The 23,841-nt window shown below is 58.1% G+C and carries 24 protein-coding genes; 18 read left to right on the top strand and 6 right to left on the bottom strand.

Annotation, left to right across the window (positions count from 1 at the left end; translation table 11 throughout):
• Positions 1–52: 52 nt before the first annotated feature.
• On the bottom strand, positions 53–1,291 hold the full coding sequence (locus ACQZ45_RS02355; protein ID WP_162693173.1) for a flagellar biosynthetic protein FliO: 1,239 nt from the start codon (positions 1,289–1,291) through the stop codon (positions 53–55).
• 227 nt (positions 1,292–1,518) lie between these two features.
• Between ACQZ45_RS02355 and ACQZ45_RS02350 the strand changes: the two genes are divergently transcribed.
• The 8 genes from ACQZ45_RS02350 (at position 1,519) to ACQZ45_RS02315 (ending at position 11,239) form a co-directional block, all read left to right on the top strand.
• Positions 1,519–1,806: a hypothetical protein gene (locus ACQZ45_RS02350; protein ID WP_113291496.1), complete on the top strand. Its 288-nt coding sequence runs from the start codon at positions 1,519–1,521 to the stop codon at positions 1,804–1,806.
• 165 nt (positions 1,807–1,971) lie between these two features.
• Positions 1,972–4,560, top strand: a complete 2,589-nt coding sequence (gene cckA, locus ACQZ45_RS02345) for a cell cycle histidine kinase CckA (RefSeq protein ID WP_003512808.1) — start codon at positions 1,972–1,974, stop codon at positions 4,558–4,560.
• 293 nt (positions 4,561–4,853) lie between these two features.
• On the top strand, positions 4,854–5,207 hold the full coding sequence (gene clpS / locus ACQZ45_RS02340) for an ATP-dependent Clp protease adapter ClpS (RefSeq protein ID WP_003512812.1): 354 nt from the start codon (positions 4,854–4,856) through the stop codon (positions 5,205–5,207).
• Positions 5,208–5,217: 10 nt separating this feature from the next.
• The gene (clpA, locus tag ACQZ45_RS02335) at positions 5,218–7,734 is read left to right on the top strand and encodes an ATP-dependent Clp protease ATP-binding subunit ClpA (RefSeq protein ID WP_003512815.1); all 2,517 of its coding nucleotides are present in this window, start codon (positions 5,218–5,220) and stop codon (positions 7,732–7,734) included.
• Positions 7,735–7,892: 158 nt separating this feature from the next.
• Complete coding sequence (locus ACQZ45_RS02330; protein WP_003512817.1) at positions 7,893–8,651, top strand: AzlC family ABC transporter permease; 759 nt, start codon at positions 7,893–7,895, stop codon at positions 8,649–8,651.
• Positions 8,648–8,992, top strand: a complete 345-nt coding sequence (locus tag ACQZ45_RS02325) for an AzlD domain-containing protein (protein WP_003512818.1) — start codon at positions 8,648–8,650, stop codon at positions 8,990–8,992. Before ACQZ45_RS02330 ends, ACQZ45_RS02325 begins: the two co-directional genes overlap by 4 nt.
• Before the next feature lie 68 nt (positions 8,993–9,060).
• Complete coding sequence (locus ACQZ45_RS02320; protein WP_013636012.1) at positions 9,061–10,011, top strand: phosphatase PAP2 family protein; 951 nt, start codon at positions 9,061–9,063, stop codon at positions 10,009–10,011.
• Positions 10,012–10,288: 277 nt separating this feature from the next.
• Positions 10,289–11,239 (top strand): phosphatase PAP2 family protein, encoded by a 951-nt coding sequence (locus ACQZ45_RS02315; RefSeq protein ID WP_003512821.1) that lies wholly within the window; start codon positions 10,289–10,291, stop codon positions 11,237–11,239.
• Here the strand turns inward: ACQZ45_RS02315 and ACQZ45_RS02310 are convergent.
• Entirely contained in the window at positions 11,218–12,108 is an 891-nt protein-coding gene (locus tag ACQZ45_RS02310; protein ID WP_113291497.1) for a LysR family transcriptional regulator, read from the bottom strand. The genes ACQZ45_RS02315 and ACQZ45_RS02310 overlap by 22 nt on opposite strands.
• Before the next feature lie 110 nt (positions 12,109–12,218).
• Between ACQZ45_RS02310 and ACQZ45_RS02305 the strand changes: the two genes are divergently transcribed.
• Entirely contained in the window at positions 12,219–13,070 is an 852-nt protein-coding gene (locus ACQZ45_RS02305) for an urea carboxylase-associated family protein (protein ID WP_065688261.1), read from the top strand.
• 176 nt (positions 13,071–13,246) lie between these two features.
• On the opposite strand, the gene ACQZ45_RS02300 is transcribed toward ACQZ45_RS02305, so the two are convergent.
• The 4 genes from ACQZ45_RS02300 to ACQZ45_RS02285 all read right to left on the bottom strand — a co-directional run bounded on the left by ACQZ45_RS02300 (position 13,247) and on the right by ACQZ45_RS02285 (position 16,208).
• Entirely contained in the window at positions 13,247–13,678 is a 432-nt protein-coding gene (locus tag ACQZ45_RS02300; protein ID WP_112752822.1) for an HIT family protein, read from the bottom strand.
• A gap of 126 nt (positions 13,679–13,804) precedes the next feature.
• A complete protein-coding gene (locus tag ACQZ45_RS02295; RefSeq protein WP_065688262.1) occupies positions 13,805–15,004 on the bottom strand; it encodes a GNAT family N-acetyltransferase in 1,200 nt (399 codons plus the stop codon).
• Complete coding sequence (locus tag ACQZ45_RS02290) at positions 15,001–15,741, bottom strand: glycerophosphodiester phosphodiesterase (RefSeq protein WP_019565532.1); 741 nt, start codon at positions 15,739–15,741, stop codon at positions 15,001–15,003. The genes ACQZ45_RS02295 and ACQZ45_RS02290 overlap by 4 nt, the downstream gene beginning before the upstream one ends.
• Positions 15,738–16,208 carry a RidA family protein gene (locus ACQZ45_RS02285; RefSeq protein WP_003512829.1) on the bottom strand — a complete coding sequence of 157 codons (471 nt, stop codon included), beginning with the start codon at positions 16,206–16,208 and terminating at the stop codon, positions 15,738–15,740. The genes ACQZ45_RS02290 and ACQZ45_RS02285 overlap by 4 nt, the downstream gene beginning before the upstream one ends.
• Positions 16,209–16,324: 116 nt before the next feature.
• Here ACQZ45_RS02285 and ACQZ45_RS02280 point away from each other — a divergent pair, with 116 nt between their 5' ends.
• The 9 genes from ACQZ45_RS02280 to rseP all read left to right on the top strand — a co-directional run bounded on the left by ACQZ45_RS02280 (position 16,325) and on the right by rseP (position 23,673).
• On the top strand, positions 16,325–17,167 hold the full coding sequence (locus tag ACQZ45_RS02280; RefSeq protein ID WP_003512831.1) for a cell envelope integrity EipB family protein: 843 nt from the start codon (positions 16,325–16,327) through the stop codon (positions 17,165–17,167).
• A gap of 61 nt (positions 17,168–17,228) precedes the next feature.
• Positions 17,229–17,354: a hypothetical protein gene (locus ACQZ45_RS02275; RefSeq protein ID WP_003512833.1), complete on the top strand. Its 126-nt coding sequence runs from the start codon at positions 17,229–17,231 to the stop codon at positions 17,352–17,354.
• Positions 17,355–17,360: 6 nt separating this feature from the next.
• Positions 17,361–18,128 (top strand): 30S ribosomal protein S2, encoded by a 768-nt coding sequence (gene rpsB, locus ACQZ45_RS02270; protein ID WP_003512836.1) that lies wholly within the window; start codon positions 17,361–17,363, stop codon positions 18,126–18,128.
• A 362-nt stretch (positions 18,129–18,490) separates the two neighbouring features.
• Positions 18,491–19,417, top strand: a complete 927-nt coding sequence (gene tsf, locus ACQZ45_RS02265; protein ID WP_003512838.1) for a translation elongation factor Ts — start codon at positions 18,491–18,493, stop codon at positions 19,415–19,417.
• A 97-nt stretch (positions 19,418–19,514) separates the two neighbouring features.
• Positions 19,515–20,237: a UMP kinase gene (pyrH, locus tag ACQZ45_RS02260; protein WP_003502561.1), complete on the top strand. Its 723-nt coding sequence runs from the start codon at positions 19,515–19,517 to the stop codon at positions 20,235–20,237.
• Between the two features lie 66 nt (positions 20,238–20,303).
• Positions 20,304–20,861: a ribosome recycling factor gene (gene frr / locus ACQZ45_RS02255; protein WP_003512840.1), complete on the top strand. Its 558-nt coding sequence runs from the start codon at positions 20,304–20,306 to the stop codon at positions 20,859–20,861.
• Between the two features lie 64 nt (positions 20,862–20,925).
• On the top strand, positions 20,926–21,669 hold the full coding sequence (locus tag ACQZ45_RS02250) for an isoprenyl transferase (RefSeq protein ID WP_113291498.1): 744 nt from the start codon (positions 20,926–20,928) through the stop codon (positions 21,667–21,669).
• Complete coding sequence (locus ACQZ45_RS02245) at positions 21,669–22,502, top strand: phosphatidate cytidylyltransferase (protein WP_003512845.1); 834 nt, start codon at positions 21,669–21,671, stop codon at positions 22,500–22,502. The genes ACQZ45_RS02250 and ACQZ45_RS02245 overlap by 1 nt, the downstream gene beginning before the upstream one ends.
• 49 nt (positions 22,503–22,551) lie before the next feature.
• On the top strand, positions 22,552–23,673 hold the full coding sequence (rseP, locus tag ACQZ45_RS02240; RefSeq protein ID WP_162736174.1) for an RIP metalloprotease RseP: 1,122 nt from the start codon (positions 22,552–22,554) through the stop codon (positions 23,671–23,673).
• Positions 23,674–23,841 lie beyond the last annotated feature (168 nt).

The raw sequence follows: 23,841 nt of genomic DNA, 5'->3' as shown, positions 1-23,841 counted from the left end.
TCCGCGCCCTTTTTTTGTTTTGAATGTCTGTCCGCCGACAGATGTGAACCTGTCAGCGGTCGCGGGTAACGGAAAGTTCGCCGAAAATACGCGCCATTTCCTTCTGCATGTCGCCATCCGGCGTTGCACCGGTAACAGGCGGCGAGACGGGTTCGGTTTTTGGCTTTTCCGCAGCAGCGGCGACTGCCTGTTCGCTATCGGCATCCTTGCTCTTGGCGATCTCCGCCTCAAGAAAGCTCTCGAAATCGCTGGTAAGGTCATCGGAAAATTTCGGCTCGGCGTTAGCGGAGACGACGGGCGGATTTTCGGGCTTTGGCGCAAAGGGCGCAGGCGCATCTTGCCCCGGTTTCAGGCCGGGTAGAACGCGTTCGCGCGCGGCATCCAGAAAATCTGCGGCATTCGTTTGGTCGATGACCGGTTCGCGCGCGGCAAAAACCGGCGGGGCAACGACCGTCGGCCGTTCTTCAGGAACCGTTGCCTGGACAGGCGGTGCGGGCGGCGCCGAGGGTAGAGGAGCTGGCGCGAAGGGATCAGGGCGGCGCTGTTCCGGTCGCTCGGCGGGCATGTCGAGTGATGCGGCGGCGAGAGGCAGAACAGCGGCGGCCGGTGCCGCAATGACCGATGCCGGTGGTGGCGCAGGACGGGTAGCATCCCTTTCCGGGGCGGCAGGTCTTATCGGTGCAACGGGCTCGCGTGCCGTCATGGGCGTGGATACCGGTTGCGGCGGCGTAGACGGACGTGGTGGCAGAGATGCGGCCGGTGCAGGGGTGGGTGCTGGACGAGCAGCCGGGGCGGGCGGTTCCGGCCGCTGCGGCTGCTTTACGGGTTCTTCCGGCAAGGAGGCTGGAGATGTCGCTGCGATTGGCTGCTGTGGCAAAGCTGGGCGGCTTTCGCGAGGGATCGGCGGTTCAGCCCTTTTAGGTTCGCTGTCCTGACGCGGCAGCGCCTTGAGTTCCGCTTCCTGCGGTTCGCGCACTTCCCTGACGATTGGGATCGCGCCGATACCACTCTCGATGACGATATCGGTTGGACCGCCTATCATGACAAGATGCTCGACATTGTCTCGGCGCACCAGCACCAGACGGCGCCTGGCGTCCACCGCCGTCGCATCGAGAACCTGCAAGCGCGGCTGCCGGTTGCGACCGCCACGGATAAACGGGGCCGCCCCGCCGCGCCTGCGCAGTATCCAGAGAACAATTGCCAGAACAAGCAGGGCTAGACCGACACCGACGACGGCGACGATGAGATTGTTTCCATAGGTGCCGATAAAATCTTCCATCATGGAGATCATCCCTTCAGATTTTTCGTGCAATTAATATTGCCGTGGTTCTTATAATGTGAACGTCAAGCAGGAAAAGACGATTTTTTTAAGCGTGATACAAGGTTTATTCATTTCGTCCCCAGGATCGCTTCATAGGATCGTCTCGTCAGCCGGCCGTGCGCCTCCAAAGCGCCATATCTCCCTTCAATGCCGGGGAGCAATGAAGGTTGCAATTCTCTTCGAAGGAGCGATTGTAAATGCTTGCGAAATTGCTGGTTGACGGGTTTCCGGTAAGAGTTTTCTTTTTTCTTGTTTTATTTGGATTGCCGGGATTTGTTTTTCCCGCTCAGGCCGCGACGGCGGATGACAAGGCGTCCGAAAATCCTGCGAACATGATTGAGTTCGTAAGAGACAATCCATCCTGTATCGATTTCACGGATGGATGCTCGGTTTGCACGGTTGCGGATGGCAATATCGTCTGCTCCGCGCCGCGCATTCAATGCCAGGTTAAAGCGCTGACCTGCAGCCGCAAAATAGGCTTCTGAGGCATTTGCGCCTCTTTAGGGCCGTTTCTCTGTGCGATTTTAAGCCTTTGTGGTGCAGCGGAGCTTTTTGACGGTCAAGCGAGTTGCTACAAGAAATTCTACTGCCCGATTCCGTTGAGGAAATAGGGCTGACCGAATGACGACCTGCAGGACTGCGAGGCCAAGATGACACGGGTGCGCGAGACAAGCGACAACGACCTTCCGCTGGTGGACAGGCGTGCCCGTTCCGGCACGGTTCTGCGGATTCTGCTGCTGGCGCTGGTGCTCATCGCCGCCGCCGCTGCTTTCGTCTATTTCAAGGATTCGCTGGAAAACGAAATCGTGCTCGGCATTCTCGGCGTGCTGGCGATGATGGGTATCTTTTTTCTGGTGTCGTCGATCATCGGTTTCATCGAGGTCATGCCGCAGTCGCAATCGGACGGGCTGGCCCGCCGTTTCCTGTCGGCGCACCCGGACGGCACGCTGATCACCGATGCCAAGGGGCATATGGTCTACGCCAACGCCACCTATTGCAGGATGAGCGGCACCACGAAGGCGAGCGATATCCAGAGCCTGGAGACGCTGCTCTCGCGCAGCCGGGAATCGACCGAGGCGCTCTATCGCCTCATCAATGTTTTGCGGGAGGGGCGTGACGGTTACGAGGAGTTCCGTCTGCTCAAGCCGCTCGGGGAGGCCACTTCCGGCGGGCCGCACTGGTACCGGCTGAAAGGTCGGGTGCTGAAGGATGCGGGCGGCGAGGCGCTGCACGTCTTCCAGATCGCCGACATCACGCCTGAGCGGGAAGATCAGGAACGCTTCTTCCGCGAATTGCAGAACGCCATCGATTATCTCGACCACGCGCCGGCCGGTTTCTTTTCCGCAGGTCGCAAGGGTGAGATCGTTTATCTGAACGCCACCCTGTCCGAATGGCTCGGCATCGATCTCGCGCAATTTTCGCCCGGTTCGATGACTGTGTCGGACATCGTCGCCGGCGAGGGTATGGCGCTGATCGAATCCGTCCATCCGCAGGGTTCAGCCAAGCGCACCGAGATTCTCGATCTCGACATGCGCCGGGTCAACGGCCAGAGCATGCCGGCCCGCCTCGTGCATCAGGTTACCTCGAAGGACGGCGCGCCCGGCGAAAGCCGGACAATTGTTCTGATGCGTCCGAAAGGGCAGGAGGATACGGAATCCTCGTCCGCCATGCGCTTCACGCGTTTCTTCAACAATACGCCGATGGCGATTGCCTCGCTCGACGGCGAAGGCCGCATTCTTCGTATCAACGCGCCATTCCTCAAGCTGTTCTCCGGCGTCGTCGGGCGTGACGATATCGATCGCGGCGTTGCCCTCGAGGCCATCATCCACGACAATGAGAAACCCAGGCTTGAGCAGGCGCTGGCCGAGGCGAAGGACCGGCAGGGCGATATCGCCCCGTTCGATTCCCGCCATCCGAGCGACGAGGGCCGCCATTTCCGTTTCTACGTCAATGCCGTCATCGATCAGGACGACGAGGCGCCCGAAGAGGTGGCAATCGTTTATGCGATCGAGGTGACGGAGCAGAAGGCGCTCGAAACCCAGATGGCGCAGACACAGAAGATGAACGCCGTCGGCACGCTGGCAGGCGGCATCGCCCACGATTTCAACAATGTGCTGACTGCGATCCTGTTGTCATCAGACCATCTGCTGTTGCAGGCCCGGCCCGCAGACCCGAGCTTCGCCGACCTGATGGAGATCAAGCGCAACGCCAACCGCGCGGCGGTGCTTGTGCGACAGCTTCTCGCTTTCTCGCGCAAACAGACGATGCGCCCGGCGATCCTCAACCTGACCGACGTTATCGGCGACCTGCGCATGCTGGTGGACCGGTTGATTTCCGGCACCAATGTCAAGTTGGAAGTGGATTACGGCCGCGATCTCTGGCCGGTGAAGACCGACCTGTCGCAATTTGAGCAGGTGCTGATCAATCTTTGCGTCAACGCGCGCGATGCCATGCCCGATGGCGGCAAGATCACCATCCGCACGCGCAATGTGGATGCGGATGAAGCCGCAGCGCTCGGTCGGCCGGAAGTCCCGGCGGAAGACATGGTCATGGTGGAGGTCGCCGATAACGGAACCGGCATTCCGCCGGAGATCATGGACAAAATCTTCGAGCCGTTCTTCACCACCAAGGATGTCGGCAAGGGCACCGGTCTCGGCCTGTCGATGGTCTATGGCATCGTGAAGCAGTCCGGCGGTTACATCTATCCCGAATCGGAAGTGGGCAAAGGCACTGCGTTCCGCATCTATTTGCCGCGCCACGTGGTGGAAGTGGTGCACGTTCCGGGCCAGCAGCCCGGTGAAGCTGCACTTGCCCCTGTGGCTCTGCCCGAACCGGTGAAGGAAGAGCCGCTGGATCTGACCGGTAACTCCGCCGTCGTGCTTCTGGTGGAGGACGAGGAGGCAGTACGGCGCGGCGGCAAGCGCATGCTGGAAACCCGTGGTTACACCGTTCATGAGGCGGGTTCGGGTGTCGAGGCGCTGGAGGTGATGGAAGAGCTGGAAGGCAAGGTCGATATCGTCGTGTCCGACGTCGTCATGCCGGAGATGGACGGTCCTTCACTCCTGAGGGAATTGCGCAAATCCTATCCCGACCTGAAATTCATCTTCGTTTCTGGTTATGCCGAGGACGCGTTTGCTAAAAACCTTCCGGCGGATGCCAAGTTCGGCTTCCTGCCAAAACCCTTCTCGCTGAAACAGCTGGCGATCGCCGTTCGCGAAATGCTCGACAACAAGGAATGACGGCGGATGGCGCGGGCGTGAGATTAGGTCCGCTGTTGCTCGCGATTCCCTTGCAGGCGCTTGGCGTCAAGGCTGAAACCACGTCAGGAAAGGCGGATAGCACCGCGCTTTCCAGCAGTGCTATGGCAAGCCCCCTGTTTTTCCCAAGGTTTGCCTCTTCGCAAACGCAATAGTGATTGCACCGTTTCACAGGGGGCTTAAAATCCGATCTTAACGACCTAGATATGTGGAGGCGAAGTTCTCCCTCCTGGTGATGACTGCCGGTTTGAGAACGGTTTGGAGAATGATGAAAGATGATCGCTGAGCCGATCTACATGCAGGGCGAGGGCGACGGGGAAGACGGCGGTACGAACCGCGGAACGTCCGTTATAACCCGCGTCAAGCCAAAGACGAAAAGACCGAATTTGTACCGTGTTCTTTTACTGAATGACGATTACACTCCAATGGAGTTCGTCATTCATATTCTGGAGCGTTTTTTCCAGAAGGATCGCGAAGCGGCTACCCGCATCATGCTGCACGTGCACCAGCACGGCGTAGGAGAATGTGGGGTGTTTACATATGAGGTCGCAGAGACGAAAGTAAGCCAGGTCATGGATTTCGCCCGACAGCACCAGCATCCGCTGCAATGCGTCATGGAAAAGAAATGAGGATCGCAACGTGCCAACTTTTTCCCCAAGTCTCGAGAAGGCGCTGCACCAGGCACTGACCTTTGCAAATGAGCGTCACCATGAATATGCGACGCTGGAACATCTCCTTCTGGCGCTGATCGACGACGCGGATGCCGCTGCCGTGATGGGCGCCTGTAATGTCGATCTCGATGCGCTGCGCAAGACTGTCAGCGATTATGTCGACAACGAACTGACCAACCTAGTGACCGGTTATGACGAGGATTCCAAGCCCACATCTGGCTTCCAGCGGGTTATCCAGCGGGCTGTCATTCATGTTCAGTCGTCCGGCCGCGAGGAAGTGACAGGAGCAAACGTGCTTGTGGCCATTTTCGCCGAGCGCGAAAGCCACGCTGCCTATTTCCTGCAGGAGCAGGAAATGACCCGTTACGATGCGGTCAATTATATCTCCCACGGCATCGGCAAGCGTCCGGGCACATCGCAGACCCGCGCTCCGCGTGGCGCAGACGAGCCGGAGGCCGACCCCAAGGCTGCACGCAGCAATCCCGAGGAAGAAGGCTCATCCGCCAAGAAACAGCAGGATGCGCTGAAGGCCTATTGCGTCAACCTCAATGAAAAGGCGAAAAACGGCAAGATCGACCCGTTGATCGGCCGTCATGAGGAAGTCAACCGCACCATCCAGATCCTCTGCCGCCGCTCCAAGAACAACCCGCTGTATGTGGGCGATCCGGGCGTGGGCAAGACGGCGATCGCCGAAGGTTTGGCCAAGCGTATCGTTGAAGGCAAGGTGCCTGAAGCGCTGGCCAATGATACGATCTTCTCGCTCGACATGGGCACGCTTCTGGCCGGAACCCGCTATCGTGGTGATTTTGAGGAACGCCTGAAGCAGGTCGTCAAGGAGCTCGAGGAATATCCCGGCGCAGTCCTGTTTATCGACGAAATCCACACCGTCATCGGTGCGGGTGCGACGTCTGGCGGCGCAATGGATGCATCGAACCTGTTGAAGCCGGCGCTGTCGTCAGGCGCGATCCGCTGCATCGGTTCGACCACCTACAAGGAATATCGCCAGTTCTTCGAAAAGGACCGCGCGCTGGTGCGTCGCTTCCAGAAGATCGACGTCAACGAGCCGTCGATCGATGATGCTATCGCGATCATGAAGGGCCTGAAGCCCTACTTCGAGGATTATCATCACCTCAGATATTCCAACGAAGCGATCAAGGCTGCTGTCGAATTGTCGGCCCGCTACATTTCCGACCGCAAGCTGCCGGACAAGGCGATCGACGTAATCGACGAGACCGGTGCGGCGCAGATGTTGCTTCCGGCGTCCAAGCGCCGCAAGCTGATCACGGAACGGGAAATCGAAGCAACCATCGCGACGATGGCCCGCATTCCGCCGAAGACCGTTTCCAAGGATGACGAGATGGTTCTCGCCAACCTCGAAAAGGAACTGCGCTCGGTCGTTTATGGTCAGGACATCGCCATCGAGGCGCTGGCCACCGCCATCAAGCTGGCACGTGCCGGTCTGCGCGAACCGAACAAGCCGATCGGCTCATATGTCTTCTCCGGCCCGACCGGCGTGGGCAAGACCGAAGTGGCCAAGCAGCTCGCCGCCTCGCTCGGTGTCGAGATGCTGCGGTTCGACATGTCGGAATATATGGAGCGCCATACCGTTTCGCGTCTGCTCGGTGCACCTCCCGGTTATGTCGGCTTCGATCAGGGCGGTCTCTTGACCGATGGCGTCGATCAGCATCCGCATTCCGTGGTGTTGCTGGACGAGATCGAGAAGGCCCATCCGGACATCTACAACATCCTGTTGCAGGTGATGGACCATGGCTCGCTGACCGACCATAACGGCAAGAAGATCGACTTCCGCAACGTCATCCTCATCATGACGACCAATGCGGGCGCTTCCGAAATGGCGAAATCGGCCATCGGTTTCGGTTCTTCGCGACGCACGGGTGAGGATGAAGAGGCGATCAATCGCCTGTTCACACCGGAATTCCGCAACCGTCTGGATGCGATCATTCCGTTCTCGCCGCTGCCGACTGCCGTTATCCACAAGGTGGTACAGAAGTTCGTCATGCAGCTCGAGACGCAGCTCTCCGAGCGGAATGTCACCTTCGATCTGCACGAAGACGCGATCTCCTGGCTGGCGGAAAAGGGTTACGACGAAAAGATGGGCGCTCGCCCGCTGTCGCGCGTGATCCAGGAACACATCAAGAAGCCGCTCGCCAACGAAATCCTCTTTGGCAAGCTCAAGAAGGGCGGTGTCGTCAGCGTCACCGTCGGCAAGAAGGACGATGGTTCCGACGGCCTCAAGCTCGAGGTTCTGCCGGAAACAGCGCCGGTAAAGCCGAAGCCGGAAGCAGAGCTCAATGCTGCCAAGTCTCCGGGCAAGGCGTCTAAGGCCAAGGCGAAGCCCGCCTCGAAGGCAGCGATTGCCAATGAGGAAGCGGATGTTCTGGTTGCCGAGGCGAGCAAGCCCGACGAGGATAGCAAGCCGCGCCGCAAGGCGAATACGGTGCCGAAGGTGCCGAAGAAGAAATGATAACGGTCTTCCGACCGACAAACGGTGCCGGGCGAAAGCCCGGCATTTTCATGCCTGAAGCGCGTCGCATTTTACCGGATTCGTGAAGCGCGCTTTATTTTTCTCATCATTCCGAAACCGCTGCGCACTTTCGGACGACATGCATTAGTGGACCAGCAATGCAATCAGCAGACAGCGATACCATCCCCCTGCGCGGCTGGTTTTTCAGGGGAATGCGGGGCATATTCTCGCTGCCCTCGCTTATTCTCATGACATCCTTCGTCGGTTTCAGCGCCTTCGCGCTGGAATCGGGCGTTCAACGTGGGGAAGCGGTGTTTATGACGCTGGTTATCTGGGCTTTGCCGGCCAAGATGATCCTGATCGGCTCGATGGTCGGCGGCGCCAATCTTGCCGCGTGTTTTCTGGCGGTGACGCTGTCATCGGTGCGAATGATGCCCATGGTTGCCTCCATCGTTCCGGAGATGCGTGGCGCAAAAACGCCGACATGGATTTTGTTGTTCCTCTCCCACTTCGTGGCGATCACCGCCTGGGTCTTCGCCACGCAAAATCTTTCCAAGATACCGCGCGAAGCACGGGCTGCGTGGTTTGCCGGTTTCGGCATTACCCTTACCGTCGTCAACGCTATCATTGTCGGCCTTTGTTACGGCGTCGTCGCGGCTTTTCCACCGCTTGTCGCAGGCGTGCTGTTTTTTCTGACGCCTGTCTATTTCATAGCGTCGATCTGGGCGACCGCCCGCCATTCCGTCGTCAAGGTCGCCTTCATCATCGGTGTGATCGCGGGGCCGGTCTTTGCGTTAATCGCGCCGGAATTCGACATTCTCTATGCCGGGATCGGTGGCGGCACGGTGGCTTATCTGATCGACCGTTTCGTCTTTCGTCGAAAGATCGTTCCCGTCTCACCGGAGAGCGAACCATGATGACCGAACAGTGGTGGGCGCCCTATCTCTTCATCGCCATTGCTGGCTGGCTGGCGACCGATCTCTGGCGCTGGCTCGGCGTGCTCGCCGGCAACCGGCTGAAGGAGGATTCCGAGGCGCTATACTGGGTGAGGGCAGTCGCCACCGCGCTCGTGATGGCCGTCACCGCCAAGCTGATCGTCTTTCCAACCGGAACGCTTGAAGCTTCACCGCTATGGCTACGCATCGGCGCGGCAGCACTCGGTTTCACAGCGTTCCTGGCCGCCGGCCAGCGTGTCATTGTCGGCGTGGCTGTGCCCATCGCACTTTTGGCAGCCGGGTTGTTTGTGCTCGGTTTTTAGTACTCTTCTTATCCGAATATTAAGGCCAATGACCTAGATTTCCGCTGAAGGCGTCTGGGGTAAATTCTATGAAGTTATTTATAGCAGAACGTTTTGTACTGAATGTAATTTTTATATTATTTATTGTCGATGTTGCATTGATTATGACGAAGGGCATTGAGGTTGACTATACCGGATATTCTCTGTGCCTGGTGGCGGGTACCGGGGTTTTTCTTCTTGGTCAGTTCTACCGGATAAGCGAGCGTGATCTTCGCATAGCGGCTGCACTTGTTTCCGCTGGGCTGTTCATCCTTTTTTCGCTGGCGGGCTCTGTGTTTAACTACATGTTCCTGCCGGTTCAGTTTCCGGCGATCGATCCCCTGTTGTTGAGCGTGGATGCCGCGCTCGGCTATAACTGGCGGGATGTTGTCATCTGGGCTGCTACCCAACCGTGGATCGGCAAAACCTTGTTTTTTGTCTATGCGACGTCGCTGCCGCAACTGCTGTTGATCGTCATCATGCTGGGTTTTACCGGCAAGGATCGGATGCTGCACCATTTTCTGGTAACGGGTGTGCTTGGCGCTCTCGCCAGCATCGTTTTTTGGATATTTTTTCCAACTTACGGCGCTAAAGCCTATCTGGATCTGCCGCAATGGGTCACCGAGACAATTCCAATGGCGGTCGATCCTGCCTATGGACAGGAACTGATGCGATTGGGGCAGGAAGGCGTAAGCTATCTCACCCCTAAAAACGTGTTGGGATTGATCGGTTTCCCGTCGTTTCACATCTTCATGGCGGCGATGTCCGTCTGGTTCGTTCCGCGTCACTGGCTGGTGATGGCGGTGATTTTGCCGCTAAATCTTTTGATGCTGCCTGCCGTTCTCGTTCAGGGCGGACATCATCTCTCGGATATTTTTGGCGGCCTCTTCGCTTTTGTTATCGTTTGCGCAGCCTCGAGCCGTCTGCTCAACTGGCTGTCGGCAAAGGAACGGGCCGGCAAGGCGGCAGCAGTTCCTGCCCAAGTCTTCGCGGCGGAATAATCGCCCCGGTTTTCGTACTCGCGCGCCTCCGCAACAAGCCGTTCCGACAGAAGCCGGGGCGATGTGGTCATCTCGTGGAGGCATCGCTACTGTGGCTGCACATCGGAGCGGCGACATTCGGTTTCATCGCATTCCTGGCGACCGGCAATCGCTTTATCGCCGGCGTGGCCGCGCCGATCTGGCTCTCGGCCGGTGGGTTGTTTATAATACTTTCCTTATATGAATATTAAGCTAAATACCCTACTGTCCCGTCGATTGGAACCGGGGCGGCTATTCCATGCGACTCTTTGCGGCAGAGCGTTTTGTACTTGGCTTTATCACCATCTTATTCGTTATCGATACGGTACTGATCGCTGTCAAAGGCATCGGGGTTGACTACGCCGGATATTTATTATGCGGATCGATGGGCGCCGGCGTTTTTATTCTCGGTCAGTTCTATCGCAAAAGCGGGCGTGATCTTCGCATAGCTGCCGCGCTAATCGCAGGCGGACTGTTCATTCTTTTTACGCTTGTCGCGTCCGTCTTTAACTACATGTTCCTGCCTGTCGCGTTCCCGGCAATCGATCATGTGCTTTTCCGTGTGGATGCAGCCTTCGGTTATAGTTGGATGGGCATCGTCACTTGGGCGGCGACACATCCGTGGATCGGAACGATCCTGTTTTTCGTTTATGCGACGTCGCTGCCGCAGCTTCTGGTGATCGTTATTACGCTTGGTTTTACAGGCAAGGAGCGGATGTTGCACCACTTCCTTGTAACGGGAGTGCTGGGCGCTTTTGCAAGTATAATCTTCTGGATATTTTTCCCGTCATTTGGGCCATCCGCCTATGTGCAACTGCCGCAATGGGCTTCTCAGACCATCCCCTTGGCGGTTGATAATGCGTACGGGCAGGAGTTGAACCGCCTGATAACGGAAGGGGTTGTTCACCTTTCGCCCAAAAACGTGCTGGGACTAATAGGTTTCCCTTCGTTTCATATCTTAATGGCGGCGATGTCTGTATGGTTCGTTCCACGTCACTGGTTGGTGATGGCGGTGATCTTGCCGATCAATATCTTGATGTTGCCCGCCGTTCTCGTTCAAGGCGGTCATCATCTGTCTGATGTTTTCGGCGGTCTCGTCGCGTTTGCAATCGTCTGTGCAGCCTCAGCCTGGCTGCTCAAGTGGCTTTCGGTAAGGGAAAGAAACGGAGAGAAGGCTCGCGCTTCGACTCAAGTCGTCGCGGCGGAGTAATCGTCCCGGTTTTCGCTCTCGCGCGCCTCATCGACAAGCCAGTCCGACAGGAGTCGGGCCGATGCGGTCATCTCTTCTGCTTCAATCAACCAGTAATATTTGTCCGCATCGGCCGCCCGATCGAAAAGCACGGTCAATTGACCGTCGGCGATTTCGTCGCGAAGAAGCGCTGTCGGGCAAAGGCCGATGCCGTGTCCCGCCTTGAGAGCGGTCACGAGCAGATTGAAGTCGGCAAAGATTGGGCCAGTGCCCTGGAACAGGGATAGGCCAGCAGTCGCCAGCCAGTCCCGCCATGCCGTCTCGGTGGCGTCATGCAGCAATTCAGCCCGCCGCAGGCTTGATACATCGTCGAAGGGACCGGACTTCGTGGCGTAAGCGGGTGCGCATGTCGGGCGCGTCTCGGCACTGAAAAGCGCCACGGCTTTTTGCGCAGGGCGTGGGCCGTGGGTGATGCTGAGATCGGGCTGCGTGGTCTCATTCCTGCCGGAATAGCTGATTGACACCTGTATGTCTGGATAGAGCGCGCGGAAACGGGGCAGGCGGGGTGTCAGAAAATGCGCAACTACTGAAGGCAGGCTGGCCAGACGAACGGTGATGCGGTTTCGGCCCCGGCTGATCCGTTCCGCACCGGAAGCGATCTGCCCCAAGCCGGACGAAACCGTCATGCCGAATTCCTGACCCGCCGGTGTCAGTCTCACGCCTCTCGCATGGCGCTCGAAAAGCGGCGCGCCGAGCCATGTTTCCAGATTGCGCACATGCTGGCTTACGGCCGTCGCCGTCATGCCGAGTTCCTGCGCGGCCAGGGAAAAACTTGTCCTTCTGGCCGCAGCTTCAAACGCGCGGAGGGTGGCGAGCGGTGGCAGTTTCATGATGCTGCGAGGCTAAGTCAGACTTGCTCTGAGCGCAAGAAAAACCCGTCTTGTCATCACGCCATTCATACCGCAATTTCGCGTCACATTTTCATCCATCCGAGGATTTCATGACCCCCGTGTCCGCCGCCGAACCCATTGATGCCGCCGCGCGCCGCGCCGTCCGTCCCGTCGTCGTTTATCCGAACGGCACACTTCAGACACCGGACCTGGCGCGTCTTGAACAGGCTAAAAAAGCCATGGTGAAGATAGACGAAGTCATCGTGCCACCGCGCGAGGGCGGCACTTTCAATGTTCCGAAGGGACACTTTTTCCGCATCGTCAGCACCGAAGGCCCGCAGGTGGGGGATTTGAACCTCTGGAATGCCCATGATCTGACGGAGCGCTTTTTCAGCGGCAAAACCCGCGCCCTGCATGCGACCCATGTTTCCGTAGGCAACCACCTGTGGAGCAATCTGCCGTCCCTGCGACCGATGGCGACCATCACCCATGATACTTTGTCATGGTATGGCTGGGATGAAGATGGCGGTGGCGTGCATGATGTGATCGGCACCCGGTGCGATCCCTACACCAACAAGCTTTTGAGCGGCGGCGACTATCACCATTGCTGCCATTCGAACCTCACCAATGCCCTCGCCGCGGCCAAAGGCCTGTCATTCGGCGAGGCGGAACCGCATGTACACGATGTTCTGAACGTCTTTATGTGCACGGGTTTCACCCGCGATACGCATCAGTATTTCATGAAGGCAAGCCCGGTGCGGCCGGGCGACTATCTGGAACTCTTCGCGGAAATTGATCTCATCGGCGCGCTCTCCGCTTGCCCCGGCGGCGATTGTGGTGCCAGCCATTCGAGCGACGCGGTCCCGTGCTATCCCCTGAAGGTGGAGATATTCCGGCCGGATATGGCGGTGCTTGAAGGCTGGCCCTGGCCGGAGAGGAATGCCTACCGTCCCGTGGAATGATGATAAGCACCACGGTCGTCATGCCGGACTAGATCCGGCAACCAGCCAAGGCGCGTCTGCGCCGAGAGGAATATTGCGCGATCAAGGACTGGATCGCGCCGCACCCCGGATAAGCTCCGGGGTGACGGTGTGCGGATGCCGCCATTCTGCCAAACGCTTGGGCGTCTTGGCAAACATCACGAGGCAAGCGCTGCCTTTATCTTTTCCGCATGGGCCTTCAGCACTTCGCCATCGGCCATAGCGCCGGAATGCGGCTTCAGCGGCTCGCCTTCCTTGCGCGGAATGACGTGGAAATGCAGGTGGAACACGGTCTGGCCAGCCGCCGGTTCGTTGAACTGGGCGATAAAGACGCCGTCCGCGTCGAAGGCTTCCTTTGCTGCGACTGCCAGTTTCTGCACCACGGCAATGGTCTTTGCCAGCACCTGCGGGTCGGCATCGAGCAGATTGCGCGAGCCGGTTTTCGGAACGACCAGAAGATGGCCGGGTGCCTGCGGCATCACATCCATGAAAGCCAGCGTATGCTCGTCTTCATAGAGCTTGTGGCTCGGAATTTCGCCGCGCAGGATTTTCGCGAAGATATTGTTGGCATCATAGGCGCTGGCGGTCATCGGTGGTCTCTCCTCGTAACGGACTAAAGCATGTCGCCTAAAAGCGTGTAGCGGTTTTGCGATAACGACATGCGACGAAACAAAGGCATAAAGCGTGGGCAGCGAATCTGAAAGATCGCGACAGCTTTATGTATCCGGCTCGTGCTCCTGTCGCTCACCCTTGCGGAAGGGCGTGTGGTCTTCCAGATAGTCGCCAATATGTTCGACCTCTTCACGCTCGCGCTGAAGATAATCGGCAATGGCGCGGCGCAGACCCGGATGAACGATGAAATGCGCTGAATGGGTGGTGACCGGCACGTAACCGCGCGCCAGCTTGTGCTCACCCTGCGCACCCGCCTCCACCCGCTTCAAACCCTTCGACAGCGCGAAATCGATCGCCTGATGGTAACAGACCTCGAAATGCAGGAAGGGATGATCCTCGATACAGCCCCAGTGTCGGCCGTAAAGCGCATCCGAGCCAATGAAATTGATTGCACCGGCGATATAGCGTCCCTCGCGTCTGGCCATGACCAGCAGAACGTCGTCAGGCATGCGCTCGCCGATCAGCGAATAGAATTCCCGCGTCAGATAGGGCCGTCCCCATTTGCGGCTGCCGGTATCCATGTAGAAGGCGAAGAACTGGTCCCAGATCTCCTCTGTCAGGTCGCTTCCGGTCAACCAGTCGATCTCGATGCCATTTTCCAGCGCTGCCCGACGTTCCTTTTTCAGCCCCTTGCGCTTGCGCGATGAAAGGGCATCGAGAAAATCGTTGTGATCGCGATAGCCGTCATTGATGAAGTGGAACTGCTGATCGGTCCTGTGCAGGAAGTCCCGGGGCAGAAGCGCGGATAGGTCGGCGTCTTCCAGAAACGTGACATGCGCGGAAGAAACGCCGATCTTTTCCGTCACCTGGACAAGGCCGGATACCAGAAGCGGTTTGAAGCGCGTCTCGTCTTCGGTTTCGGATACCAGCAGCCGCGGCCCGCTCGCCGGCGTAAACGGCACCGAACATTGCAGCTTCGGATAATAATGGCCGCCGGCTCGCTCAAAGGCATCCGCCCAGCCATGGTCGAAGACATATTCGCCCTTGCTGTGGTTCTTCAGATAGGCCGGAACGGCTCCGACGAGTTCGCCCGACGCGTTTTCGAGAAGCAGATGGTGCCCAAGCCATCCGGTCTTGGCAGTGGCGGATCCGGAATCTTCCATCGAGGATAGAAATGCGTGGGAAATGAAAGGATTGTACGGTTTTCCTGACACATTGCGTGATGTTCCGGAAAGCCGTTTCCAGCTGTCCGGATCGATATCCCTCAGGGATTGCGCAACGCGTATGGAATAGTCTTCTGTCATGCCGTGGCGGAGGGGTTCTCTCTCGGGTCGAAACCTTCGAATGTCATCTGGTCTGCATATTTATAGGTAGTCTCGCGCGCATTTTCATCCCTGACAGTCCAGGTAATCACGGGAAGCCCAAGTTTTCTTTGCGCCTCGATGAAACTATTGGGCAAATGACCCCAATGATAGGAGATGAAATCAACACCGATCTGCATCGCCTCGTCGTGTTTGAAGAAGTCTTCCGGCTTGGCGCCTTCGGCGGTAAGGCCGAGCGGCCAGGGCGAACCTGCAGCCTTCAGGTCTCTGAGGAGGTGATGGTCGAAGCTCATCAGAGCCACCTGGCCCTTGTAGCCCTCGAGATCTTCCAGCACCGCTTCGGCAAACCCGTCATCGACGCCTTCGCCCTGACGTCCTTTCAGTTCGATCACCAGCGGCACCTTGCCGGCGCATAGCGTCAGAAGCTGTTTCAGCGTCGGTATGCGGTCCTTGGTCTGACCGACCGAAAGCAGAGACAATTCACTGGCGGTATGTTCGCGCACGTCGCCCTTGATACCCGTCAGCCGGGCCATGTCGTCGTCGTGAAAAATCACCGGCACGCTATCGGCGGCCAGCTGCACGTCGCATTCGATGGCAAAACCAGCGTCGATGGCGCGCGAAAATGCGGATAGCGTGTTTTCCCAGACCGCCTTGTTCAGGTCATGATAACCGCGATGGGCGACGGGCTGGGCGGTAAGCCAGGAAAGTTTAAGGGTCATACGTCGATTTCCACGATCGCGTCGATCTCGACGGCGGCATTGAAGGGCAGGCAGGCCATGCCGACGGCGGCGCGGGCGTGCTTGCCGGCATCACCCAGAACGTTGGCGAGGAGATTGGAGGCGCCGTTAATGACGAGATGCTGTTCAACGAACTCCGGAACCGAGGCAACGAAGCCGTTCAGCTTGAGGATACGACGGATTTTCGAGAGGTCGCCGTTCAAGGCAGCCTTGACCTGTGCGAGAATGTTGACGGCGCATAATTCGGCGGCGCGCTGGGCGGTTGCAACGTCAACATCGCGGCCAACGAGGCCAGTCACCGCAATCTTGCCTGATTCCATCGGCAGTTGACCCGATACATAAAGAAGATTGCCGCTGATGGTGAACGGAACGTAGTTTGCGGCAGGTGCTGCCGCTACGGGAAGAGTAAAGCCCAGTTCCTTGAGGCGGCCTTCGATGACATCAGACATTTTCGTCTCCGGTTTTGTTGTAAATCCTTCAAGAATCCGGCATTCAGAAGATGTTGATCCAAAAGCCGGGCGGTTGCTTGTACAATATGAGCAGCGAGTCCAACAGGAGATATTGAATGTTTGTCAGGACGCTTGGTTTCGTTGCCGCCACAGGGCTCATGACCGGCCTGTCGAACGGTGCCAATGCCTTGCCCGTCACGGTTCCGGACCTCATCGCCCATCGCGCCGTCTACGATCTCGAACTCAAGGACGCGACGGATCGTTCCGGTATCGAGGGCATGACGGGCCGCATGGTCTATGAATTCACCGGCTCTGCCTGTCAGGGTTACAAGACGGATTTCCGTTTCGTAACACAGATCAACACCGGCGACGCGGTCCGCATGACCGACCAGCAGACGACGACCTTCGAGGACCTGGCGGCCAAGAAGTTCACCTTCGAGACCAAGTCCTACACCGACGACAAGCTGGACAAGGAAGTGCAGGGCGCTGCAATCGACAACAAAGAGGGTGTGAAGGTTGATCTGACCCGCCCGGACCCCCGTCAGATCGATCTCGTGGCCAGCGAATTTCCGACCGAGCACATGTTTCAGGTCATTGAAAACGCCAAGCAGGGAAAGCGCATCTTCGAATCCCGTATTTTCGACGGCTCGGATGACGGCGATGAAAGCCTGATCACTTCGACGCTTGTCGGCAAGGCGCAGATGCCGAAGGACGGCGATGCCGAGGCAGGCAAGGCGGGCGAATTCGGCAAAGCCGCGTTCTGGCCGGTGACGATCGCTTATTACAACGACAAGACCGGCACCGACGCCCTGCCGATCTACCGCATGTCGTTCAAGCTTTACGATAACGGAATCACCCGCGATCTGACGATGGATTACGGCGATTTCGTTCTGACCGGCAAGCTCGCGAAGCTTGATATCCTCAAGCCGGAAACCTGCGAAAACAAGCCGGTTCGCTAAAAGACGGACCGTTTGCGCGGTTTTTTCGCAGAAATGCTTGCTTTTTATCTGAGGCGACTGTATGCGCCTCACCATTCCACACGCGAAGCTTGGGATGTTCCGGGAGAAATCCGGTCCGTTCCGCCCGGTGGTGTCGATGAAAATCGGCGCTGTTCGCTTCGCGGGGGTTAAACCGGAAAAGGAGTAACTAGGCATGGCATTGCCCGATTTTTCTATGCGTCAGCTTCTGGAAGCTGGTGTTCACTTTGGTCACCAGACGCATCGCTGGAACCCGAAGATGAAGCCGTACATCTTCGGCGACCGTAACAACATCCACATCATCGACCTGGCTCAGACCGTTCCGATGCTGTCGCGCGCCCTTCAGGTCGTGTCCGACACCGTTGCTCGTGGCGGCCGCGTTCTGTTCGTCGGCACCAAGCGTCAGGCGTCTGAAATCATCGCCGACAGCGCAAAGCGTTCGGCCCAGTATTACGTCAACTCCCGCTGGCTCGGCGGCATGATGACCAACTGGAAGACGATCTCCAACTCGATCCAGCGTCTGCGCAAGGTTGACGAGATTCTGAACTCGGAAGGCACCGGCTATTCCAAGAAAGAGCGTCTGACCCTCGAACGCGAACGCGAAAAGCTTGAAAAGGCTCTCGGCGGTATCCGCGATATGGGCGGCGTTCCGGACCTGATGTTCATCATCGACACCAACAAGGAAAAGATCGCGATCGAAGAAGCCAAGCGTCTTGGCATTCCGGTCGTTGCGATCATCGACTCCAACTGCGATCCGGATCACATCGACTATCCGATCCCGGGTAACGACGACGCATCGCGCGCCATCTCGCTCTATTGCGACCTGATCGCCCGCGCCGCCATCGACGGCATCCTGCGTCAGCAGGGTTCGTCCGGCCGCGACATCGGCGCTTCGGAAGAAGCTCCGATCGAGCCCGCGCTCGAAGACGAGGCTGGCGCCTGATATAGGCCCTGTCTGGCGGCGATTTCGTGTCGCCGTCTCCTCGACCAGGATATGACAAGGCCGTCAAAGACCTTAAATGGGTTGACGGCCTTGTTCGTTTCAAACCGCTCCGTCGGGGCTTCGGTGAAGTCTCTGGCGTTTTGATGCGGATGAAATCCGGTGGCAGCCTTCATAACGCTGTCACACTTGAGCGGCACCCATCGTTTCGATGTATGGAGACGCCGCAGCACTTGGGAATGCGCATGCCCCTTTCCTGAAATCGTCGCGGTTTCAAAGGGTGTGCGGCCGGGTACACTCATCACCCAGAACTTCGGCACGGCGAATTCAGCCGGCTGACCGATCGAACCGATAAGAGGCAAACTATGACCGAAATCACAGCCGCAATGGTGAAGGAACTGCGCGAGAAATCCGGCGCAGGCATGATGGACTGCAAGAAGGCTCTTGCTGAAACCAATGGCGACATGGAAGCGGCGATCGACTGGCTGCGCGCCAAGGGCATCGCAAAGGCCGACAAGAAGTCTGGCCGTACGGCTGCCGAAGGTCTGATCGGCGTCGCCACCATGGGTCACAAGGCTGTTGTTGTCGAACTCAACTCCGAAACCGACTTCGTTGCTCGCAACGACGCGTTCCAGGATCTCATTCGCGGCATTGCCCAGGTAGCGCTCTCCACCGACGGCACCGTTGAAGCAGTCAGCGCCGCCACCTATCCGGCAACCGGCAAGTCCGTTTCCGACAGCATCAAGGACGCGATCGCCACTATCGGCGAGAACATGACACTGCGCCGTTCGGCAGCACTCGAAGTCGAGCACGGCGTTGTCGCGACCTACATCCACAATGCTGCCGGCGAAGGCATCGGCAAGCTTGGCGTTCTCGTTGCCCTGAAGTCGGTCGGCGACAAGGCCGTTCTGAGCTCCATCGGCCGCCAGGTCGCCATGCACATCGCTGCAACCAACCCGCTCGCCATCCGCGCCGAGGAAGTTGACGCAGCCGTGGCCGAGCGCGAACGCAACGTCTTCATCGAGCAGGCCCGTGAATCCGGCAAGCCGGAAGCCATCATCGAAAAGATGGTTGATGGCCGCATGCGCAAGTTCTTCGAAGAAGTCGCTCTTCTGTCGCAGGCTTTCGTCATCAACCCCGACATCACTGTCGGCGCTGCCGTCAAGGAAGCTGAAAAGGAAGCCGGTGCTGCCATCGAAGTGACGGGCATGGTTCGCCTGCTGCTCGGCGAAGGCGTCGAAAAGGAAGAAAGCGATTTCGCAGCAGAAGTCGCCGCAGTCGCCAAGGGCTGATTATATTTACCCAATCTTGGGAAAACGGGAGGGCATCGCGTGACAACGCGGTGCCCTTCGTGTATCCGCGTTTCGGTTACATTTCCGAGGAGTCATGATGTCTTCCAAGCCGATCTACAAACGTGTTCTTCTCAAGGCTTCCGGCGAAGCTCTTATGGGCGATCAGGGTTTCGGTATCGATGTGGCGGTTGCAGACCGTATCGCCTCCGATATTGCCGAGGCGAGGGCGATGGGCGTTGAAGTCGGCGTTGTCGTCGGCGGTGGCAATATCTTCCGCGGCGTTGCCGTGGCGTCCAAGGGCGGTGATCGCGTTACCGGCGACCATATGGGCATGCTGGCCACCGTCATCAACGCGCTGGCGCTCGCAACCTCCCTTCGCAAGCTCAGCATTGACACCGTCGTTCTGTCCGCAATTGCGATGCCGGAAATCTGTGAGAGCTTCTCCCAGCGTGCAGCGCTCCACCATCTGGCGCAGGGCCGCGTGGTGATTTTTGCCGGCGGCACGGGCAACCCCTTCTTCACCACCGATTCCGCTGCAGCGCTGCGCGCCGCGGAAATGGGCGCGGAAGCGATCTTCAAGGGCACCCAGGTGGACGGCATCTATTCCGCCGATCCGAAAAAGGACCCGACAGCCACCCGTTTCGACGAGCTGACCCACAGCGAAGTGCTCGGCAAGGGACTGGCGGTCATGGATATTGCAGCTGTCGCGCTTGCCCGCGAGAATCACATCCCGATCATTGTTTTCTCGATCCACGAGAAGGGCGGTTTTGCGCAGATATTGACCGGCGGCGGCCGCAAGACCATCGTGCACGACAAATAATCAAAAAACGATGTCGCCCCTGTGGCGTATTCCGGCCGCCACGGCCGATAGAGATGGAGTATCAAGATGAGTGGTATTGACCTCAACGATATCAAGCGCCGCATGGATGGTGCCATCAATGCATTCAAAAGCGATATCGCATCGCTGCGCACCGGCCGCGCTTCGGCCAACATTCTCGATCCGGTGACCATCGAGGCCTATGGCTCGCGCGTTCCGCTAAACCAGGTCGCAAACATCACGGTTCCGGAGCCGCGCATGCTCGGCGTCAACATCTGGGACAAGTCGATGGTGAACGCCGTCGACCGTGCCATCCGCGAATCCAATCTCGGCCTCAACCCGATCGTTGATGGTCAGAACCTGCGTATCCCGTTGCCAGAACTCAACGAGGAGCGCCGCAAATCACTCGTCAAGGTAGCTCATGACTACGCCGAGAAGTCCAAGGTGGCGATTCGTCACGTGCGTCGCGATGGCATGGATGGTCTGAAAAAAGCCGAAAAAGACGGTGATATCGGTCAGGACGAAAGCCGTGGACAGTCGGAAAAAGTGCAGAAAATCACCGACGACACGATTTCGGAAATTGAGCGCTTGCTTGGCGAGAAGGAAAAGGAAATCATGCAGGTCTAGTATCGCTTGCGATAGACCTGTATTTTATTCGTTTTAATTCCGCGCTGCCTGTTACTGGATCGATATGCCGACGACGACACGTTCCTCAATACCCGAGCACGTCGCCATCATCATGGATGGAAATGGGCGATGGGCAAAACAGCGCGGTCTTCCGCGCGTGATGGGGCATCGCCGCGGGGTCGAGGCTGTGCGCGAAACGGTGCGTGCGGCCGGCGACTGCGGTGTCCGCTACCTCACACTTTTCGCGTTCTCGTCGGAAAACTGGCGCAGGCCCGAATCCGAGGTCAGCGACCTGATGGGGCTCTTGAAGGCTTTCATTAGGCGCGACCTTGCGGAACTGCACCGCGAAAACGTGCGTGTGCGCATCATCGGCGATAGGCAGGGACTGAAAAACGATATCCGCAGTCTTCTCGAAGAAGCGGAAAACATGACGGCTGACAACACCAGGCTGACGCTGGTGATTGCCTTCAATTACGGCAGCCGCGACGAGATTGCCCGCGCGACAATGGCTATTGCCCGCGATGTCGCCGAAGGCCGGCTGGATGCAGAATCGATCACGCCGGAGATTATTTCGGCAAGACTTGATACATCAGGCATACCGGATCCTGATCTGATCATCCGCACCAGCGGCGAGGAACGGCTGTCGAACTTCCTGCTCTGGCAGGCTGCCTATTCCGAGTTCCTGTTCGTTCCCGAATATTGGCCCGACTTCGACCGTCAGCGGTTTTTTTCCGCAATCGAGCAATATGCAACGCGTGATCGCCGTTTTGGCGCTCTGGCCGAGCAGGTTGCCGTGGCAGGCGCCTGATGAGCCGTGAACTCAGACTGCGGATCATATCCGCAATCGTCATGGCGGCGGTCATTTTGGCTGCGACCTGGTATGGCGGCATTCTGTTCCGCATCGTGGCCGGTCTGCTGGCGATCCTCATCTATTATGAATGGGCGACAATCACCCGCATGTCGGAAACCAATTCCACCGGCAATGCCTGGGGCTGGTTTGCGGTTGCCGTCATCGCCGGCAACACGATTTTCGGCGAACCTTCGCTCGACCTGCCCCTGCTCTCTGGCTTCACGCTAACGGCGGCACTTTTTCCTGTCTTGCGTGGCAGAAACTGGTGGCTGGTGGGCGGCATCGTTTATGCGGGTCTGAGCGGCATATCGCTGGCCGCCATTCGCGGCGATGAGCTGACCGGTTTCGTCGCCATCCTGTTCATTTTCGCGGTCGTCTGGTCAACGGATATTCTCGCTTATTTCGTCGGGCGCGCCATCGGCGGGCCAAAGCTTGCGCCGTCGATTTCACCGGGCAAGACTTGGTCAGGCGCTATCGGCGGAGCGGTGGCCGCATTGATCGGCGGCGGCGCGGTGTCTCTTGCCTATCACGGCAGGATCAGCCTGCTGCTGCTTGGGCTCGCTCTCATTCTTTCGGTGTTCAGCCAGATAGGCGATCTCTTCGAATCCTTCGTGAAACGGCGTTTTCAGGTCAAGGATTCGAGCCATCTCATTCCCGGCCATGGCGGCTTCATGGACCGGGTTGACGGTCTTGTTTTCGCCTGCTTTACGGTATTCCTCATTGCTTTCGTGCATGCGGCGGCAACCGGCGACGTGCCCGGATCGGGCGGCGGCCTGTTGCCGGGCTTTTAAGCGGCACGCAAGGTCATGAAATAAAGGGCAGATTGTCATGAACACAGTAATGGCGGCGACCGGTTTTCTGACCGGCTATATCGTGCCCTTCGTCCTCGTACTTTCCCTGCTCGTTTTCGTCCATGAAATGGGCCACTACCTTGTCGGCCGCTGGAGCGGCATTCGCTCCACGGCCTTTTCCATCGGTTTCGGCCCGGAGCTGATCGGCTTTACCGACAGGCACGGCACGCGCTGGAAGATTTCCGCCATACCGCTCGGCGGCTACGTAAAATTCTTCGGCGACGAGGATGCGTCCAGCAAGCCGGATAGTTCCGGCCTGTCGCACATGTCGCTTGAGGAGAGGGCGCAGACGCTTTCCGGCGCTAAGCTGTGGAAAAGGGCGGCGACGGTTGCTGCCGGACCTATTGCCAACTTCATTCTCGCCATTCTCATCTTCGCGGTCCTGTTCGGTGTCTATGGCCGTATGATTGCCGATCCGGTCGTGGCGGAAGTGCGTGAAAACAGCGCGGCTGCGGCCGCCGGCGTGCACCCCGGTGACCGCCTCGTTGCGATCGACGGTGAAAAGGTCAAGACGTTCGAGGACGTACGCCGTTATGTCGGCATCCGTCCGGGTACGCCGATCACCGTGACCGTCGAAAGGGCAGGCGAGGAGCTGAAGCTGCCGATGGTTCCGACCCGCACCGAAACTACGGACCAGTTCGGCAACAAGCTGGAAATGGGCATCATCGGCATTGTCACCGACCAGAACAGCGGCAATTTCCGCCACATCGAGTATTCGCCGTCTGAGGCGCTGCTTGAGGGCGTGCGTGAAACGGGCCACGTCATCACCGGTACTTTCAACTACATCGGTAACCTCGTGACCGGGCGCATGAACGCCGATCAACTGGGCGGTCCAGTCCGCGTCGCACAAGCTTCCGGTCAGATGGCGACGCTCGGTATTTCGGCCGTCATCCAGCTTGCAGCGGTTCTTTCCGTATCGATCGGTCTTTTGAACCTGATGCCTGTGCCGGTTCTGGACGGCGGACATCTGGTGTTTTATGCAATCGAGGCCATCCGCGGCAGACCGCTTGGTGCCGGTGCGCAGGAGGTTGCGTTCCGTATCGGCATGGTAATGATTTTGGGGCTTATGGTTTTTGCAACATGGAATGATATCAGCAGCTTGATTGGCTGAGGATAGTGTTTTAACGGTTTTGTTAGTCGATTGTTTACCCTGTTTTTATCCCGAAGTGGCGAATGCGCCACTCTGGATCACGAAGTAAACAGAATTTAACGTTCTGACTTGCTTGTAGGGGAAAAGCAGGTAAAACGACGCACATGGCCGGAGTCGGGTTCCGCCCGC

This window comes from Agrobacterium sp. 16-2014-1-2a (assembly GCF_053522705.1).
The sequence above is the reverse complement of the archived record's forward strand: the minus strand, read 5'-3'. Positions and strand labels throughout refer to the sequence as shown.